Origin of the sequence: Pseudomonas ceruminis, from assembly GCF_021602025.1 — a bacterium.
In the GTDB taxonomy this organism is placed as follows: domain Bacteria; phylum Pseudomonadota; class Gammaproteobacteria; order Pseudomonadales; family Pseudomonadaceae; genus Aquipseudomonas; species Aquipseudomonas ceruminis.
Genome location: NZ_BQHW01000003.1, coordinates 302987 through 318107, shown reverse-complemented (window position 1 = coordinate 318107; position 15121 = coordinate 302987). Strand labels below are relative to the sequence as shown.

At 63.7% G+C, this 15121-nt stretch carries 14 protein-coding genes and 1 riboswitch; of the genes, 12 read left to right on the top strand and 2 right to left on the bottom strand.

The genetic code is table 11. The features are described from left to right. Positions 1-229: 229 nt before the first annotated feature. The 8 genes from L6D80_RS05615 (at position 230) to L6D80_RS05580 (ending at position 9769) form a co-directional block, all read left to right on the top strand. Positions 230-1255, top strand: a complete 1026-nt coding sequence (locus L6D80_RS05615) for a polyamine ABC transporter substrate-binding protein (protein WP_176512887.1) — start codon at positions 230-232, stop codon at positions 1253-1255. Continuing rightward, positions 1252-2154 carry an ABC transporter permease gene (locus L6D80_RS05610; RefSeq protein WP_054901531.1) on the top strand — a complete coding sequence of 301 codons (903 nt, stop codon included), beginning with the start codon at positions 1252-1254 and terminating at the stop codon, positions 2152-2154. Before L6D80_RS05615 ends, L6D80_RS05610 begins: the two co-directional genes overlap by 4 nt. Positions 2155-2160: 6 nt before the next feature. Continuing rightward, a complete protein-coding gene (locus L6D80_RS05605; RefSeq protein WP_054901530.1) occupies positions 2161-2970 on the top strand; it encodes an ABC transporter permease in 810 nt (269 codons plus the stop codon). 19 nt (positions 2971-2989) lie between these two features. Further along, positions 2990-4138, top strand: coding sequence for an ABC transporter ATP-binding protein (locus tag L6D80_RS05600; protein ID WP_176512886.1), 1149 nt, complete (start codon positions 2990-2992; stop codon positions 4136-4138). Positions 4139-4204: 66 nt separating this feature from the next. Continuing rightward, positions 4205-4410: riboswitch (cobalamin riboswitch) on the top strand. 110 nt (positions 4411-4520) lie between these two features. Beyond that, positions 4521-6650 (top strand): TonB-dependent receptor, encoded by a 2130-nt coding sequence (locus tag L6D80_RS05595; RefSeq protein WP_176512885.1) that lies wholly within the window; start codon positions 4521-4523, stop codon positions 6648-6650. A gap of 307 nt (positions 6651-6957) precedes the next feature. Then, on the top strand, positions 6958-7968 hold the full coding sequence (locus L6D80_RS05590) for an ABC transporter substrate-binding protein (protein WP_176512884.1): 1011 nt from the start codon (positions 6958-6960) through the stop codon (positions 7966-7968). Beyond that, entirely contained in the window at positions 7968-8984 is a 1017-nt protein-coding gene (locus tag L6D80_RS05585; RefSeq protein ID WP_176512883.1) for a FecCD family ABC transporter permease, read from the top strand. Before L6D80_RS05590 ends, L6D80_RS05585 begins: the two co-directional genes overlap by 1 nt. After that, complete coding sequence (locus L6D80_RS05580; protein ID WP_176512882.1) at positions 8981-9769, top strand: ABC transporter ATP-binding protein; 789 nt, start codon at positions 8981-8983, stop codon at positions 9767-9769. The genes L6D80_RS05585 and L6D80_RS05580 overlap by 4 nt, the downstream gene beginning before the upstream one ends. A 104-nt stretch (positions 9770-9873) precedes the next feature. On the opposite strand, the gene L6D80_RS05575 is transcribed toward L6D80_RS05580, so the two are convergent. Next, positions 9874-10176, bottom strand: coding sequence for a hypothetical protein (locus L6D80_RS05575; protein ID WP_054901524.1), 303 nt, complete (start codon positions 10174-10176; stop codon positions 9874-9876). Between the two features lie 200 nt (positions 10177-10376). Between L6D80_RS05575 and L6D80_RS05570 the strand changes: the two genes are divergently transcribed. The 4 genes from L6D80_RS05570 to L6D80_RS05555 all read left to right on the top strand — a co-directional run bounded on the left by L6D80_RS05570 (position 10377) and on the right by L6D80_RS05555 (position 14091). After that, complete coding sequence (locus L6D80_RS05570) at positions 10377-10856, top strand: hypothetical protein (RefSeq protein ID WP_054901523.1); 480 nt, start codon at positions 10377-10379, stop codon at positions 10854-10856. Positions 10857-10981: 125 nt separating this feature from the next. Continuing rightward, entirely contained in the window at positions 10982-11362 is a 381-nt protein-coding gene (locus L6D80_RS05565; protein ID WP_054901522.1) for a hypothetical protein, read from the top strand. Positions 11363-11466: 104 nt separating this feature from the next. Continuing rightward, on the top strand, positions 11467-11877 hold the full coding sequence (locus tag L6D80_RS05560) for a DUF2946 domain-containing protein (protein ID WP_054901614.1): 411 nt from the start codon (positions 11467-11469) through the stop codon (positions 11875-11877). Between the two features lie 66 nt (positions 11878-11943). Continuing rightward, complete coding sequence (locus L6D80_RS05555) at positions 11944-14091, top strand: TonB-dependent receptor (protein ID WP_176512881.1); 2148 nt, start codon at positions 11944-11946, stop codon at positions 14089-14091. 81 nt (positions 14092-14172) lie between these two features. Here the strand turns inward: L6D80_RS05555 and L6D80_RS05550 are convergent, their stop codons facing one another. Then, positions 14173-14901: a class I SAM-dependent methyltransferase gene (locus tag L6D80_RS05550; RefSeq protein WP_176512880.1), complete on the bottom strand. Its 729-nt coding sequence runs from the start codon at positions 14899-14901 to the stop codon at positions 14173-14175. Between the last annotated feature and the right edge of the window lie 220 nt (positions 14902-15121).

Below are 15121 nucleotides of genomic sequence, written 5' to 3'. Positions count from 1 at the left end.
GCGCTGGGATTGTAACCGCCCGGGGGCACAGAGTGATGGCCGGTAGCCTTCCGCGCTTGCCAAAATCTTGGAATACCATAATATGATATCCCGTAGACCTTGAGTTTGCAGGCCGCCACCTACCGTCACCTACGGCCTTTCACACTTTGTTTTAGCTGCTCCCCGAATACTGTTGGCGGGCGCACCATCAGCCCCGCCTCGAATAACAAAAAGCAACGAGGGCGTAACCATGCTGTTGAGCAAACGTGTAACCGCAGTGCTGTCTGCCAGCCTGCTGACCTTGGCGTGTCAGGCTGCCCAGGCCGCCGAGAGCCTCAACTTCGTCAGCTGGGGCGGGACCACCCAGGACGCCCAGAAGGAAGCGTGGGCCGTACCGTTCTCCAAATCGACCGACATCAAGGTCGTCCAGGACGGCCCCACCGACTACGGCAAGCTCAAGGCCATGGTCGAAAGCGGCAACGTGCAGTGGGACGTGGTCGACGTGGAGGCCGACTTTGCCTTGCGTGCCGCCAGCGAAGGCCTGCTCGAACCTCTGGACTTCACCACCATTGAGCGCGACAAGATCGACCCGCGCTTTGTCTCCGACCATGGCGTGGGTTCGTTCTTCTTCTCTTTCGTGCTCGGCTACAACGAGGGCAAGCTCGGCGCCAACAAACCAGTCGACTGGAGCGCCCTGTTCGACACCAAGACGTTCCCAGGCAAGCGCGCCCTGTACAAATGGCCTAGCCCCGGCGTGCTGGAGCTGGCCCTGCTGGCCGACGGTGTGCCCGCCGACAAGCTCTACCCACTGGACCTGGATCGCGCCTTCAAAAAGCTCGACACGATCAAGAAAGACATCGTCTGGTGGGGCGGTGGCGCCCAGTCACAGCAGCTGTTGGCCTCGGGTGAAGCCTCGCTCGGGCAGTTCTGGAACGGCCGCGTCTATGCCCTGCAGCAAGACGGGGCGCCGGTGGGCGTGAGCTGGAAGCAGAACCTGGTCATGGCCGATTTGCGGGTCATCCCCAAAGGCGCCAGGAACAAGGACGCCGCCATGAAGTTCCTGGCGAACGCCAGCAGCGCCGAAGGCCAGGCCGAGTTCGCCAACAAGACGGCGTACGCACCGGTAAACATCGACAGCGTCGCCAAGCTCGATAAAGATCTCGCGCCCAACCTGCCAACCGCCTATGTCCAGGACCAGGTGACACTGGACTTCGCCTACTGGGCCAAGAACGGCCAAACCATCGCCGCGCGCTGGAATGAGTGGTTGGTCAAATGAAAGTCGCCATCAACGCCCTGCACAACGCGCAAGGTGCGCCCACGGGCGCGGCCCCTCGCCGCGAGCCACTGAGCCGCCGCTGGAAAGGCAGCCGCAACCTGCTACCGGCCCTGCTGTTTCTTGGCCTGTTCTTTTTCGCCCCGCTGATCGGCCTGCTGCTGCGCGGGGTACTGGAGCCGGTGCCGGGTTTGGGCAACTACGAGCAGCTGTTCGCCAATTCGGCCTATGCGCGGGTACTGTTCAATACCTTTTCGGTGGCTGGCGTGGTCACCCTGATCAGCGTCCTGCTGGGTTTTCCACTGGCCTGGGCAATAACCCTGGTGCCCAACGGCTGGGGCCGCTGGCTGCTGAACATCGTGCTGCTGTCGATGTGGACCAGCCTGCTGGCCCGCACCTACTCGTGGCTGGTGCTGCTGCAAAGCTCGGGGGTGATCAACAAGGTGCTGATGGCCCTGGGCATCATCGATGCGCCGCTGGAGATGGTGCACAACCTGACCGGCGTGGTGATCGGCATGAGCTACATCATGATCCCGTTCATCGTGCTGCCCTTGCAGGCGACCATGCATGCCATCGACCCCATGGTGCTGCAGGCCGGTTCGATCTGCGGGGCAAGCCCGTGGACCAACTTCTGGAAGGTGTTCCTGCCGCTGTGCCGCTCGGGGCTGTTCTCCGGTGCGCTGATGGTGTTCGTGATGTCGCTCGGTTACTACGTCACCCCGGCGCTGCTCGGTGGCGCGCAGAACATGATGCTGCCCGAATTCATCATCCAGCAGGTGCAGTCGTTCCTCAACTGGGGCCTGGCCAGCGCCGCCGCCGCACTGCTGGTAGTGATCACGCTGGTGCTCTTCTACCTGTACCTGAAGCTGCAGCCGGAATCGCCGGTTGGCACCGCGAGGTAATTTGCCATGCTCCTGTCACCCAATGCCATGGGTCGCCCGTTGCGTACGGGCTTGTACCTGACCACCGGGGTCATCGCGGCCTTTTTGCTGCTGCCGGTGGTGTTCATCGTGCTGCTGTCGTTCGGGTCTTCGCAGTGGCTGGTATTCCCGCCACCGGGCTGGACCTTCAAGTGGTACGGCCAGTTCTTCTCCAACCCTGAGTGGATGGATGCGGCCCTGGCCAGCCTCAAGGTCGCGGTGCTGACCACCCTCGCTGCCGTGCTGCTGGGCCTGCCCACCGCATTCGCCCTGGTCCGTGGCCGCTTTCCCGGCCGCGAACTGCTCTATGGCCTGTTCACCATGCCGATGATCGTGCCGCTGGTGATCATCGCTGTGGCGGTGTACGCACTTTTCCTCAAGCTTGGCTACACCGGCACGCTGTTCGCCTTCGTGGTCAGCCATGTGATCGTCGCCCTGCCCTTTACCATCATTTCGATCATCAACTCGCTCAAGCTGTTCGACCAGTCGATCGAGGACGCCGCAGTGATCTGCGGCGCCTCGCGCCTGCAAGCGATCTTCAAGGTGACCTTCCCGGCCATTCGCCCTGGGATGATTGCCGGCGGGCTGTTCGCCTTTCTCGTGTCGTGGGATGAGGTGGTGCTCAGCGTGATGATGGCCAGCCCCGATCTGCAGACCCTGCCGGTAAAAATGTGGACCACCCTGCGCCAGGACCTGAGCCCAGTGATTGCCGTCGCCTCGACGCTGCTGATCGGCCTGTCGCTGCTTGTCATGGTCGTGGCCGCCGCTTTGCGCCGGCGTACCGACGCCAACGCTTGAGTACCCGGAGAGAACAACAATGAGTGCAGTCATCAAAGACAATGCGCACCACAAACCCCTGGTCAGCCTTCGCGGGTTGAACAAGCACTACGGCGACTTCACCGCCGTGGACAACCTCAACCTAGAGATCCAGGACGGTGAGTTCCTGACCTTTCTCGGCTCCAGCGGCTCGGGCAAGTCCACCACCCTGTCGATGCTCGCCGGGTTCGAGACGCCAAGCAGCGGCGAAATCCTGGTCGATGGCCAGTCGCTGGTAAACGTGCCACCGCACAAGCGTGACATCGGTATGGTGTTCCAGCGCTATTCGCTGTTTCCGCACCTGAATGTGCGCGACAACATCGCCTTCCCGCTCGCCATCCGCAAGTTGGGCGCCAGCGAAACCCACAAACGGGTCGAGGCCATGCTCAAGCTGGTGCAACTGGAGGCGTTCGCCCATCGCAAGCCGGCGCAGCTGTCTGGCGGCCAGCAACAGCGCGTGGCCATTGCCCGGGCATTGGTCTATGAGCCACGTATCCTGCTGATGGACGAACCGCTTGGCGCGCTGGACAAGAAACTGCGCGAGGACCTGCAGGACGAGCTGCGCCAACTGCACCGTCGGCTGGGCATTACCATCGTCTATGTGACCCACGACCAGGAAGAGGCCATGCGTCTGTCCCAGCGCATCGCCATCTTCAGCCACGGCAAGGTCGTCGGCCTCGGCACCGGCTACGACCTCTACCAGAATCCGCCCAATGCCTTTGTTGCGTCGTTCCTGGGCAACTCGAATTTCCTTCAGGTCAAGGCCAGCAGCCATGGCGCGGCCAGCTTCGAAGGCCAGCCTGTAGCGATGCGCCTGACCGCGGGCCTGGCCACCGGGCAGGAGGCACTGATCATGGTGCGCCCGGAAAAGGCCCTGGCCCTGACCACAGAGCAAGCCGCACGCCAACCGCTGCCAGCGGGCTGGAATGAAGTCAGTGCCAAGGTCACTGAAGTGCTGTTCCTGGGCGAAAGCCAGACCTGCCATGTGCTCACCGCCGGCGGTACTGAGCTTACCGTCAAGGCGCTGTCTGCGGCAGGCATGGCGATGCAGCCGGGGGCCAGCGTGAAGGTACGCTGGGCAGTGGCTGATGCCTGCATCTACACGCAATGGGCGCAGAGTGACCTGAGCAAGGGGGCGGGTGCGCACTGACAGGCATACATACGGCACCCTGTGTGTTGTTACGTACCCCATTGACGTGCGCGCTGACCAATGGTCATATGCGCGCCAGTTTCAGGTGTCCTGCGCCGCCGAGCGCAGGGTGAAACGGGAAGCCGGTGCGTCGTGGTTCACGACAAGTCCGGCGCTGCCCCCGCAACGGTAAGCGAGCGATGCCTTCGATACACCACTGTGCACCTGCATGGGAAGGTGAAGGCCTCATGACCCTCGCAAGCCCGGAGACCGGCCTGAAGCGTTACTTGGCAACCCGCGGTGGGCGGGCGCAGGCCGGTATCTGCGTGCGCGCCTGCGTGCGTGGTTGTGCCTTTGCGTGTTCTCCACCGGGATCCATTCATTCCTGCAACAGTGGAAAGACATGTCCCGTTTCTTCAAGCTTCACCCTCTGGCGGCCTGCCTGGCAGTCACCCTCCCGGCCTTGGCCGACGACCACGACAAGGCGGTCCTGGCACTCCCCTCCACGGCCATTACGGACACCCGCGATGCTCAGGTAGTCGACCTTGCGACGCCCACCCAGGCTGGCTCACGGCTGAACCTCAGCGCCCTGGAAACCCCGGCCAGCACCAGCAGCATCACGGCCGAACACATCCAGCAGCGCAACAACGTCACCGTTCAGGATGCCGTGACCCGCTCGCCGGGCATCACCTTCACCGGCACCCCGGGTGACGGTGGCACGGGCCTGTCGGCTCGCGGTTTTGACGGACATGGCTCGGTGATGACACTGTTCGATGGCGCACGCCTGTACACCGGTGCCGGTACCCAGACCTTCCCGGTAGACCCCTGGATGGTCGAGCGCATCGACGTGATCCGTGGCCCGGCCTCGGTGCTGTATGGCGAGGGTGCCACCGGTGCGGTGGTCAACGTCATCCCGAAAAAACCGTTCACCGGCGACATTCACAACCACCTGCGCCTGGGCTACGGCTCCTGGGACCGCCAGCAACTGGGCCTGGACAGCGGCGGCAGCCTCAGCGAGCGCCTGAGCTACCGGGTTACCCTGAACCAGCAGGCTGGCAACGGCTGGGTGGACCGCACCGACTCACGCAGCCTGGCCCTGAGTGCCGCGCTGCGTTTCGACGCCACCGACGACCTGAGCTTCACCCTGGCCCATGAGCGCGGCGATGCCGAGCCGGCCAACTACTACGGCACCCCGCTGATCGACGGCCACTACCGCAGCAGCCTGCGCAAGAAGAACTTCAACATCCACAACGACGTGCAGCGCTACCACGATGAATGGACCCGCTTCACCACCGACTGGACCCTCAACGACCAGCTCAGCGCCAGCAACCAGCTCTACTACATCAAGAGCCGCCGCCACTGGCGCAATGCCGAGGACTACAGCTGGGACGCCGACCTGGGCCAACTCCAGCGCGGCAGTTACCTGGAGATCAAGCACAACCAGGAACAGATCGGCGACCGCCAGACCTTCACCTTTGACCATTCGCTGTTCGGCCTGGCGAGCAGGACGATGGTCGGTGCCGAGTACAACAAGATTCGCTTCAACGTCGACAGCAACTCGCCGTACATCGATGCTGAGCCTGGTGACTATGTCGACCCATGGAACCCAACGCCAGGTTGGTTCCACAGTGATTCGCCACTGCGCCCACAGACGCTCTCCACCACCCATACCTTCGCCCTGTTCGCCGAGAACCGCCTGCAACTGACTGAGCGCCTGTCGCTGGTGACCGGTGTACGCCGCGACCAGAACCACATCGACCGTGACAACCTCACCAACGACACCCGTAGCGACCGCAGCCTGCAAGGCGGCAACTGGCGCGCCGGGCTGGTGTTCGCGGTCAACGATGACATGTCGCTGTATGGCCAGTACTCCACCAGTGAGGACGGGGTGAACAACCTCATCAGCCTAAACCCGACGCAGATGAACTACGACCTGACCGAGTCGAAGCAGACCGAGCTGGGGCTCAAGCAGCGTTTCTGGGAAGGGCGCGGTGAATGGACGCTGGCGGCCTACCACATCGTCAAGAAAAAACTGCTGGTGGATGACCCTGTCACCCACGAAAAACAGCAGGCCGGGCAACAGACCTCCGATGGCCTGGAGGCGACACTTGAACTGGCCTTGGCGCACCAGTGGCACGTTTCGGCCAATGCCTCGGTGGTACGCGCCAAGTACGACGACTTCGACCAGATGGTCGGCGGCGTGCCGCAGGACCGCGCCGGCAACCGCCCGGCCAACGTGCCACGGCGCACCGCCAACCTGTGGTTGAGCAAGGGCTTCGGCCAGCAGGTCGAGGCTGGCATCGGCGCCCGTTATGTGGATGAGCGCTACGCCAATACCGCCAACACCCAGCGCGCGCCAGGGTACACCGTGGTCGATGCCAACATCGGCTGGCAGGTGTTGCCGGATGTGCGGCTGGGATTGCAGGTGAACAACCTGTTCGACCGCGAGTACGTGGCTGCTGCCTTCAGTGGCGAGCAATGGATCATGGGAACGCCCCGCGCCTATTTCGCGACGGTGGATTACAGTTTTTGATTTGAAGTGTCAGCGCCGGCGCTAGGGCCGGTGCTGACAACTCAAAACTCGGCGCCGCGCCGATGTTCTGAATTTGCGTTTCACCCGGCAGCCTGATGGTCTACCATGCGGCCCGCCGGTTTCCACCACGGAATCAAAAAGGCGGAGCCAGGCCAAGACGCACCCGTCAGGAGACCTGCCGGCCTACATTCACCAACCGGCGGGGTGTCCGGGATTGGCCAGCCGTATTGCCCCCACCTTGCGCGGGCGCTTGGCGACGCCTGTCCGTGCGTTCCTTCCGTGACTGTCCGATAGGAGATCGCCCAGCATGTTGCTCCGTTTCGTCACCCTGCTCGCCGGCCTGAGCCTCACCGGCATCGCCCATGCCGCTGTCACCCACTACCCGCTGACTATCGCCAACTGCGGCGTAACGCAGACGTTCGGCCACGCCCCCCAACGCGTCGTAACCATCGGCCAGGCCAGCACCGAAATGCTCTATGCCCTGGGGCTGGGTGACAAACTGGCAGGCACCTCGCTGTGGTTCAACAACGTGCTGCCAGAATTCAAGACGTTGAACGACAAGGTGCCGCGGCTGGCCGACAACGACCCGAGCTTCGAGGCCGTCGTTGGCAAACGCCCACAACTGGTCGCCGTGCAGTTCGAGTGGATGGTTGGCGCTCAGGGCGTGGTGGGTACCCGCGAACAGTTCAACGAACTGAACATCCCCACTTACCTGTTGCCCTCGGACTGCGAAGGCAAGGACAACCTGGTGGGCGCCGATGGCACCCGCCTGCAGGCGTTTCAGGTCCAGAGCATCTACAAGAGCGTCAGCCAGCTGGCCGAGATTTTTGACGTGCAAGACCGTGGCGCTGCCCTGAACACAGACCTCGAAGCCCGCCTGATCAGCGCCAAGCAGCAGCTGGCCGGCAAGGACCTGAGCAACACGTCGGCGGCGTTCTGGTTCTCCAGTGCCGACCTGGAACTGGACCCCTATGTCGCCGGCCGGCAGGGCGTGGCCGACTTCATGCTGCGTACCCTGGGCGTGCGCAACGTCGTGGAGTCCACCGAAGAATGGCCGACCGTGGGCTGGGAAACCCTGGCCAAGGCCAACCCTACCTGGCTGATCATCGCCCGTATGGACCGCCGCCGCTTCCCCGCTGACGACCACCAGAAAAAACTCGAATTTCTCCACAGTGACCCGGTTACCCGCAACATGGATGCGGTGAAGAACAACCGCATCATCATCCTCGACGCCGATGCCATGCAGGCGGGTATCCGCTTGTTCCGTGGCCTGCAGACGCTGTCGGCGGCCTTTGCCCGCGGTACGGCAGCGCCGTGATGAAGCGTCTGTTGCCCTGCAGTGCCCTGGCGCTGGCGGCCTTGCTGGCGGCGCTGCTGGCCGGTACCGCGATAGGTGAAACCAGCGTGTCGCCCACCGTGGTCTATCAGGTGCTGGCCAACCAGCTGTGGCATGCCGGCTATTCGGTCGACCCGATCGATGCCGGCATCGTCTGGAACTACCGCCTGACCCGCACCCTGGTTGCCGCTGCCTGCGGCGCCGGCCTGGCGACCTGCGGGGTAATCCTCCAGGCCCTGCTGCGCAACCCGCTGGCCGAACCGTACTTGCTGGGTTTGTCGGCTGGCGCCTCGACCGGGGCTGTGCTGGTTGGCCTGCTGGGCCTGGGCAGCGTGGCCCTGAGCATGTCCGCCGGGGCTTTTGTCGGCGCTGCGGCGGCCTTTGCCCTGGTGCTGGCACTGGCCCGCGCGGCCGGCCCCAGCAGCAACAACGCCCAGGTGATCCTGGCAGGTATTGCCGGTTCGCAGCTGTTCAATGCCCTGACCGCGTTTCTGATCACCAAGTCGGCTACCGCCGAGCAGGCCCGCGGCATCCTGTTCTGGCTGTTGGGCAACCTCAGCGGTGTGCGCTGGCCATCGGTATGGCTCGCCCTGCCAGTGGTACTGTTCGGGCTGGTGGTCTGCCTGTGGCATCGGCGCGCCCTGGACGCATTCACGTTTGGCGCTGATTCGGCCGCGTCGCTGGGCATCGCGGTGCGCCGCACGCAACTGCTGCTGATCAGCTGTGCAGCGCTGGTGACGGCGGTGATGGTGTCGATCGTCGGTGCCATCGGGTTTGTCGGCCTTGTCATCCCGCATGCCTTGCGCCTGCTGCTCGGCCCCGGCCACAGCCGCCTGCTGCCAGCCAGTGCCCTGGGTGGCGCGTTGTTCCTGATTGCCGCCGACATGCTGTCGCGCACCCTGATCCCAGGCCAGGTGATCCCGGTGGGCGTGGTCACGGCACTGATCGGGGCGCCGGTGTTCGCGCTCATTCTGGTCAGCCGCCGGGGGCGCCCATGACGGTCATGCAGCCCAGGCCCGTCGCTCCTCTCGCCTGTCAGGGCCTGAACCTGCAACTGTCGGGCAACCGCGTATTGCGCGATATCGACCTCACGGTGACCGCCGGTGAAACCCTGGGCATCGTCGGCCCTAACGGCTCTGGCAAATCGTCTTTGCTCAAGGTACTGGCCGGGCTGCGCACGCCCAGCAGCGGCAGCGTGCAGTTACTTGGCGAGCCGCTGGCGCGCCTGCCTCGGCGCCGCGTCGCTCAGGCCTTGGCGCTGGTCGAGCAACAAGCCGACACCCTTGATGCCGTGCGCGTATTCGACGCCGTGGCCCTGGGCCGCACACCCTGGTTATCCGCTTTGGCGCCCTTCGCCCATGAAGACCACGCCATCGTCGAGCAAGCCCTTGCCGATCTGGATGCCACTCACCTGCGTGCACGGGTGTGGAGCTCGTTGTCCGGCGGTGAACGCCAGCGGGTACACATTGCCCGCGCCTTGGCCCAACGCCCGCGGGTACTGCTGCTCGATGAGCCGACCAACCACCTCGACATCCAGCATCAACTGAGCCTGCTGCAGCAGGTGCAGGCGCTGCCGGTCACCACGCTGGTGGCCCTGCACGACCTCAACCAGGCGCTGACCTGCGACCGCGTGGCGGTGCTCGACCAGGGTCGCCTGGTGGCCCTTGGCAAACCCCTGGAGGTGCTGACTCCAGATCGCCTGCTGGTCACCTTCGGCGTGCACGCGCGCTACCTCACCGACCCCTTCGACGGCGCACGCATCCTGCGTTTTCGCGCCCCCTGAACCAGGAACAGTTCCGCTATGCTCCTGCGCGCCCCCACCCTGCTGCTTGCCAGCGCCTTGCCGATTGCTGAATGTCTGTGCAGTGTGCGGCGGTGACTACAGGCCTATGCCAACCCCCAAATTTGCTTCTCCTTCTCGGACAACATCGCAACCACCTCAGTGAAAACCTCGTTGAACTCCGAGCTGACGTGCTTGTGCACATGCTGATTGGTCAGCAAGTACCGCTTCACGGCCTTCGGCCAATTGCCCTCCTTGTGCGCAGCAATGATGATGGCGTTGGCATCCTGGTAATTGGCCGGCGTCTTCTTCTCGGTGAGGCGTCTTTCAAAGTCTGCGAAGGTCCAGTCATCCCTGCGGTTTTCGAACTCATCAAGCAGTTCGAGCTTGTACAGCGCAAGATAGGCCATGGGCATTGCTCCTTCGTCAATATCGGCACGCGAAGGTAAGTAAATCGTCGGATGATTGAAATGAACGGGGTGGCCATCGCGGGCATTGCCAAGTAGGAAAGCACCTACCCGGCGGGCTACAGTGGGTCATTCTCTACGTCGATCAGCCAACGACACCGCTATAATCCAAACCTTTAAAACGCGCGCCCAAGGCCATTTCCATGCCCCGCATCACCACGCTGCTACTGCCGCTGCTGTTCACCGCTGCCCTCACCGCCTGCGAGCAAAAACCCACTCGCGAGGAGCAAATCCTGGCGAACCTACCGCTGCAGGAAGCCTATGAGCACAACATCGACCACATGGCTTTGCTACTGACCCGCACCCACCCGCAGCTCGCCGAAGACACCATCCGCGGCGTGCTGCGCAAGCACCTCACGGTCGAAGACCAGCGCCAGGACCTGTTCAAGCTCTACAGCGAAAAGAACTTCAGCGACGCCGAATTCGCCACCATCGTCCAAGTAACCCGTGACCCGGCCAAGGCCAAGGCGCTCGAAGAGACAGAGCAAGGCCAGACACTGAGCGCCAAGCTGACCCGGCTGATGCGTGAGACCGCGCGGGATGAAAAAGCCCAGGCCCTGGCAGAGCAGCGCCTGCAACAGGTTGAAGAGGAGCTGAACGCACTGGAAAACGCCGGTTCCTGATCTGCCATCGTGGACCTGAAAGGTCACATGCACCGGGCTCAAGCGGCCACCCGTCGGCTGCACTGCACTGCGTGGCACAACGAGCTGCCGAACATTGGGTAATCACTCCACCAGGAGACTCACCCATGAAACGTATGACACCTCTTACGCTGCTGCTCGCCCTGTGTCTGGGCGCCAGCGCACCGATCGCCCTGGCGGCGACCGACATGAACAACAACGGCAGTACACCCCCCGCAACCGGCACGCAAAATGGCAGCAAGGGTGGCGCTACCGGGTCTGGCGTTCCAGGCGATGCGACCGGCAGCGGGACCGGTGCCAATGACACCGACAGCACCGGCGGGGACGGCACCACCCATGGCGCTGGATCAGGTACCAACGGCTCGGGCGGCATGGGCAACGGGGGCAGTACCGGCTCGGGAACCGGTAGCGGCACCGGTGGGTCGGGTACGGGGGCCGGCGGCAGTGGCGGTGGAAGCGGCAGTGGAGGAAGCGGTGGCGGCGGCTGATCTGATCCGCCGCACGGATGCCCTTGAGCGCGCCGCCTGACCTGCGACAACCTGCCGCGCCGCGGGGCTACACGACCGCTCATCCGGATGATAAATTCGCCGCCATGAAAATCACCCGGCAAACCCGCACGCTGACGGCCTGGACGCTCTACGCCAGCGTCCTGTTCAGCCTGTTGCTGTGCGGCCTGCACCATGGCCAGATGGGCGGGCTGCGCCTGGCCGGCCTGCAAGGTGGGTTCTGTTCGATCAACAGCGAACATGGCGTGGCCATCGACCTCGATGACGCTGGCGGCGACCAGCACATGGCCCAGCTTGACTGCCCTGTGTGTTCATCGTTCGGCATGGCCGTGCCGTTAAGCAGTGGCCAATGGTCCTTTACCGCTGTACGCGCCGGCGCCACATCGCCCATCGTCGTGCGCAGCTGGGCGCAACCGCCACCGCGTTACCAACGCCCAGCCCTCAACCCCCGCGCCTCCCCCTTCGCCTTCCCCGCAGTAGCCATTCATTTCGCCTGACCCTGCCCGGGCGCACCTGTGTGCGCGGTCGTGGTCAGCCATGACCTTTGCGTGGAAGACAACAACATGCTCCGCAACACCTCCCTGGTGCTCCTCATGGGCACCTGCACATTCGCTTGCGCGGACGATGCCGTAGAACTCTCTGCCACCACCATTGATGGCCAACGCGCGGCGCCCTCCGGCGTACAATTGGACGAACCGATCCGTACTGGCTCGCGGCTGGGCCTCACGGCCCGAGAAACGCCTGCGTCGGTGAGCGTCTCGGACCGCCGCATCATCGAAGAGCGAAGCGCCAACGACAGCCAGGACGTGATCAACGCCATGACCGGCGTGAACGCTTCGGCTAACCCGGGCTACGGCGGTTTCGTCAGCTACCGTGGTTTCACCCAGAACCAGGTCACCCAGCTCTACAACGGCATCAACCTGGGCTACAGCAGCGCCACCCGGCCGGTGGACGCCTGGGTGCTGGACCGGGTCGAACTGCTCGGCGGGCCGTCATCGTTCCTGCATGGCGCAGGCTCGGTCGGTGGTTCGATCAACTACATCACCAAGCTCGCCAGCCGCGATCAGCAAATCATCGACGGGCGCATACGCTATGGCAGCTTCGACGATTCGCAAGTGGCCTTCGGCATCAATCAGGCACTGGCCAGCAATCCTGCCGATGCCCGGCACTTCATGCGCCTGGACTTCAGCCGAGGCCACAGCAATGGCTACATCGACCGCAACGAACGGCACACTGACAGCCTGGCGTTTTCACTGCTCAGCGACCTCACGCCCAACCTCACTCACACCTTGGCCGTGGAGTATCAGCAAGACAGTGAGGACAGCCCCTACTGGGGTTCGCCGATCCTGCCTGGGCGCAGCACCATGAAGATCGACAAGAGCCGCCGCTTCGAAAACTACAACGTCGCCGACGGCCGTTACGAACAACGGGTGCGCTGGCTGCGCTCGATCCTCGATTACCAGGTCAGCGACACTACCAGCGTGCAAAACACGCTTTATCACTACAACGCCCAGCGCGACTACCGCAACGTCGAGCGTTACAGCTACACCAATGACGGCAATGTGCTACGCGCCGGCCCTTACCTGCAACGCCACGACCAGAACGTGCTCGGCGACCGCATCGAACTGCGCCATGACCACACCGTATTCGGCCTGGCCAGCCAGTGGTCGCTGGGCCTGGACTACTCGCGCATGCGCCAGACCCTCTACCCCACCTCGGGTAACTGGAGCGATGTGGTGGACCCTGAACACTTCGACCCCGGCAGCTTCAACGACATACCGGTGGTGAATGCGGGCCTGACCAAACAGCGTCGTCATGAACTCATCAACCGCGCCGTGTCTGCCGAGAACCGCCTGCAACTGACTGAGCGCCTGGCCCTTTTGACCGCACTGCGCTATGACTACCTGGACATGGAGGTAACCAACTACGGTGCCGTCACCCCCACCTCTCCAGCGTACTTCCAACGGCGCTGGCAGCCCCTCTCCGGGCGCATCGGCCTGACCTACGAGCTGACCCCATCTGCCAGTGTCTACGCCCAGTACAGCACCGCGGCCGACCTGCCTGCCGGTTCGCTGGCAGCAGCCACTTACTCCAACGTCGGCCTGTTCGACCTGTCCAAGGGCGAGCAGTGGGAAGTGGGCAGCAAGTTCGACTTCCTCGACGGGCGTGGAGCGGCGACGGTGGCGCTGTACCAGATCGTGCGCAAGGACTTCGCCGTGCGCGATTCGGCCAACCCCAACCTGACGGTCCAGGCCGGGCAGCAGACCTCACGCGGTATCGAGTTGTCCGGTCGCCTGCAAGTCACGCAAAGGCTGTTGGCTGAAGCCAATTATGCGTATGTCGATGCCAAGTACGATGCGTTCAACGAGGCGGTCAACGGCGTGTCGGTGTCGCGCAAAGGCAATGCACCGGTCAACGTGCCAGCCAATGTCGCCAACCTGTGGCTGACTTACAGCTTCACCCCGGCGTGGTCGGCGGGGGTGGACGCACGCTATGTAGGGTCGGTGTACGCCGACAATGCCAACACACTCAAGGCGCCGGCCTATACCCTGTTGGGTACCTTCGCCCGCTACCGGCTGGATGAACACACCACGCTTACTGGCCGGGTACGCAACCTGACTGATCAGCTGTATGCCAAGCAGGCGTACGGGCTTCAGTACTATGCGGGCGCGCCGAGGACGTTTGAGCTGGCGGTGGATATGCGCTTCTGACCCTGGCCACCGCACGGCCTTGCACACAGGCCCCGGCGCCGGCTTGCCCGCGAACCAGGCGCCAGGGCAGGTTGCAACGGCTCAGCGCTGTGCGGACACCAGCAGCATCATCGGCCGCTCGAGCTCTTCGGCAAGGTTTGGCAGCGCGGCAACCTGCTCGGGCGAGGGGGCGAACTCTTCGACCCGGTTGATGCGCAGGCCTGCCTCGATCAGGGTGTTGAGCGTGGTGGCCAGGGTGCGGTGGTACTTGAGCACACCCTTGGCGAACCAATCGGTGCGCCGCTGCCCTTCCAGCGCGTAGCCGTTGACCGGCCAGGTCAGGCGGCCATCGGCGTCCTTGAGCCAATGCGGATGGGCAGCGGCCATGTAGATGGGGTGTTCGACAGTAAACACCAGGTGGCCGTCGGCGTTCAGTGACTGGGCGATGGTACGCACCAGGCGGCTGAAATTCTCGACGTAATGGAAGGTCAGCGCGCTGTAGGCCAGGTCGAACGCCGCAGGCGGCAATTGCAGGGTATCGAGGTCGGCAATGCGGTACTCGATGGCCGCGTCGTCGGTATCACGGCGGGCGCGGTCGATCATGTTCTGCGACAGGTCCAGGCCCAGCACCGACGCGGCGCCCTGCTCGCGCATCCAGCGCGAGGCCCAGCCAAACCCACAACCCAAATCGACCACCCGCTTTTCGCGCACCTCGGGGAGCAGGGCGCGAATCGCCGGCCACTCGGGTGCACCGTCCAGGCCAAGGACCTGACGGGGGAGCTGGCTGTACCCGGCGAAGAAGGCGGGGTTGTCGTAGATGTTCTGGGCCATGGTCAGGCTCCTGCGCAAGCGGTGGCCCACGACTGTAATTCATAACTGAGGTGTTTGTTGGCCTCTGCGTGGCAAACCTGCGATGAGGTCGGCGTGGTCGGAATAGACATCCCGATGTCGCCCTCGACAAAGCGCCCTGCCGCCCGCACCGGTCTACTGCCGGTAACAACAATGATGACGCGGCCTTGACCGCATCACTTTCCCTCCAGGCTGCCTTTGG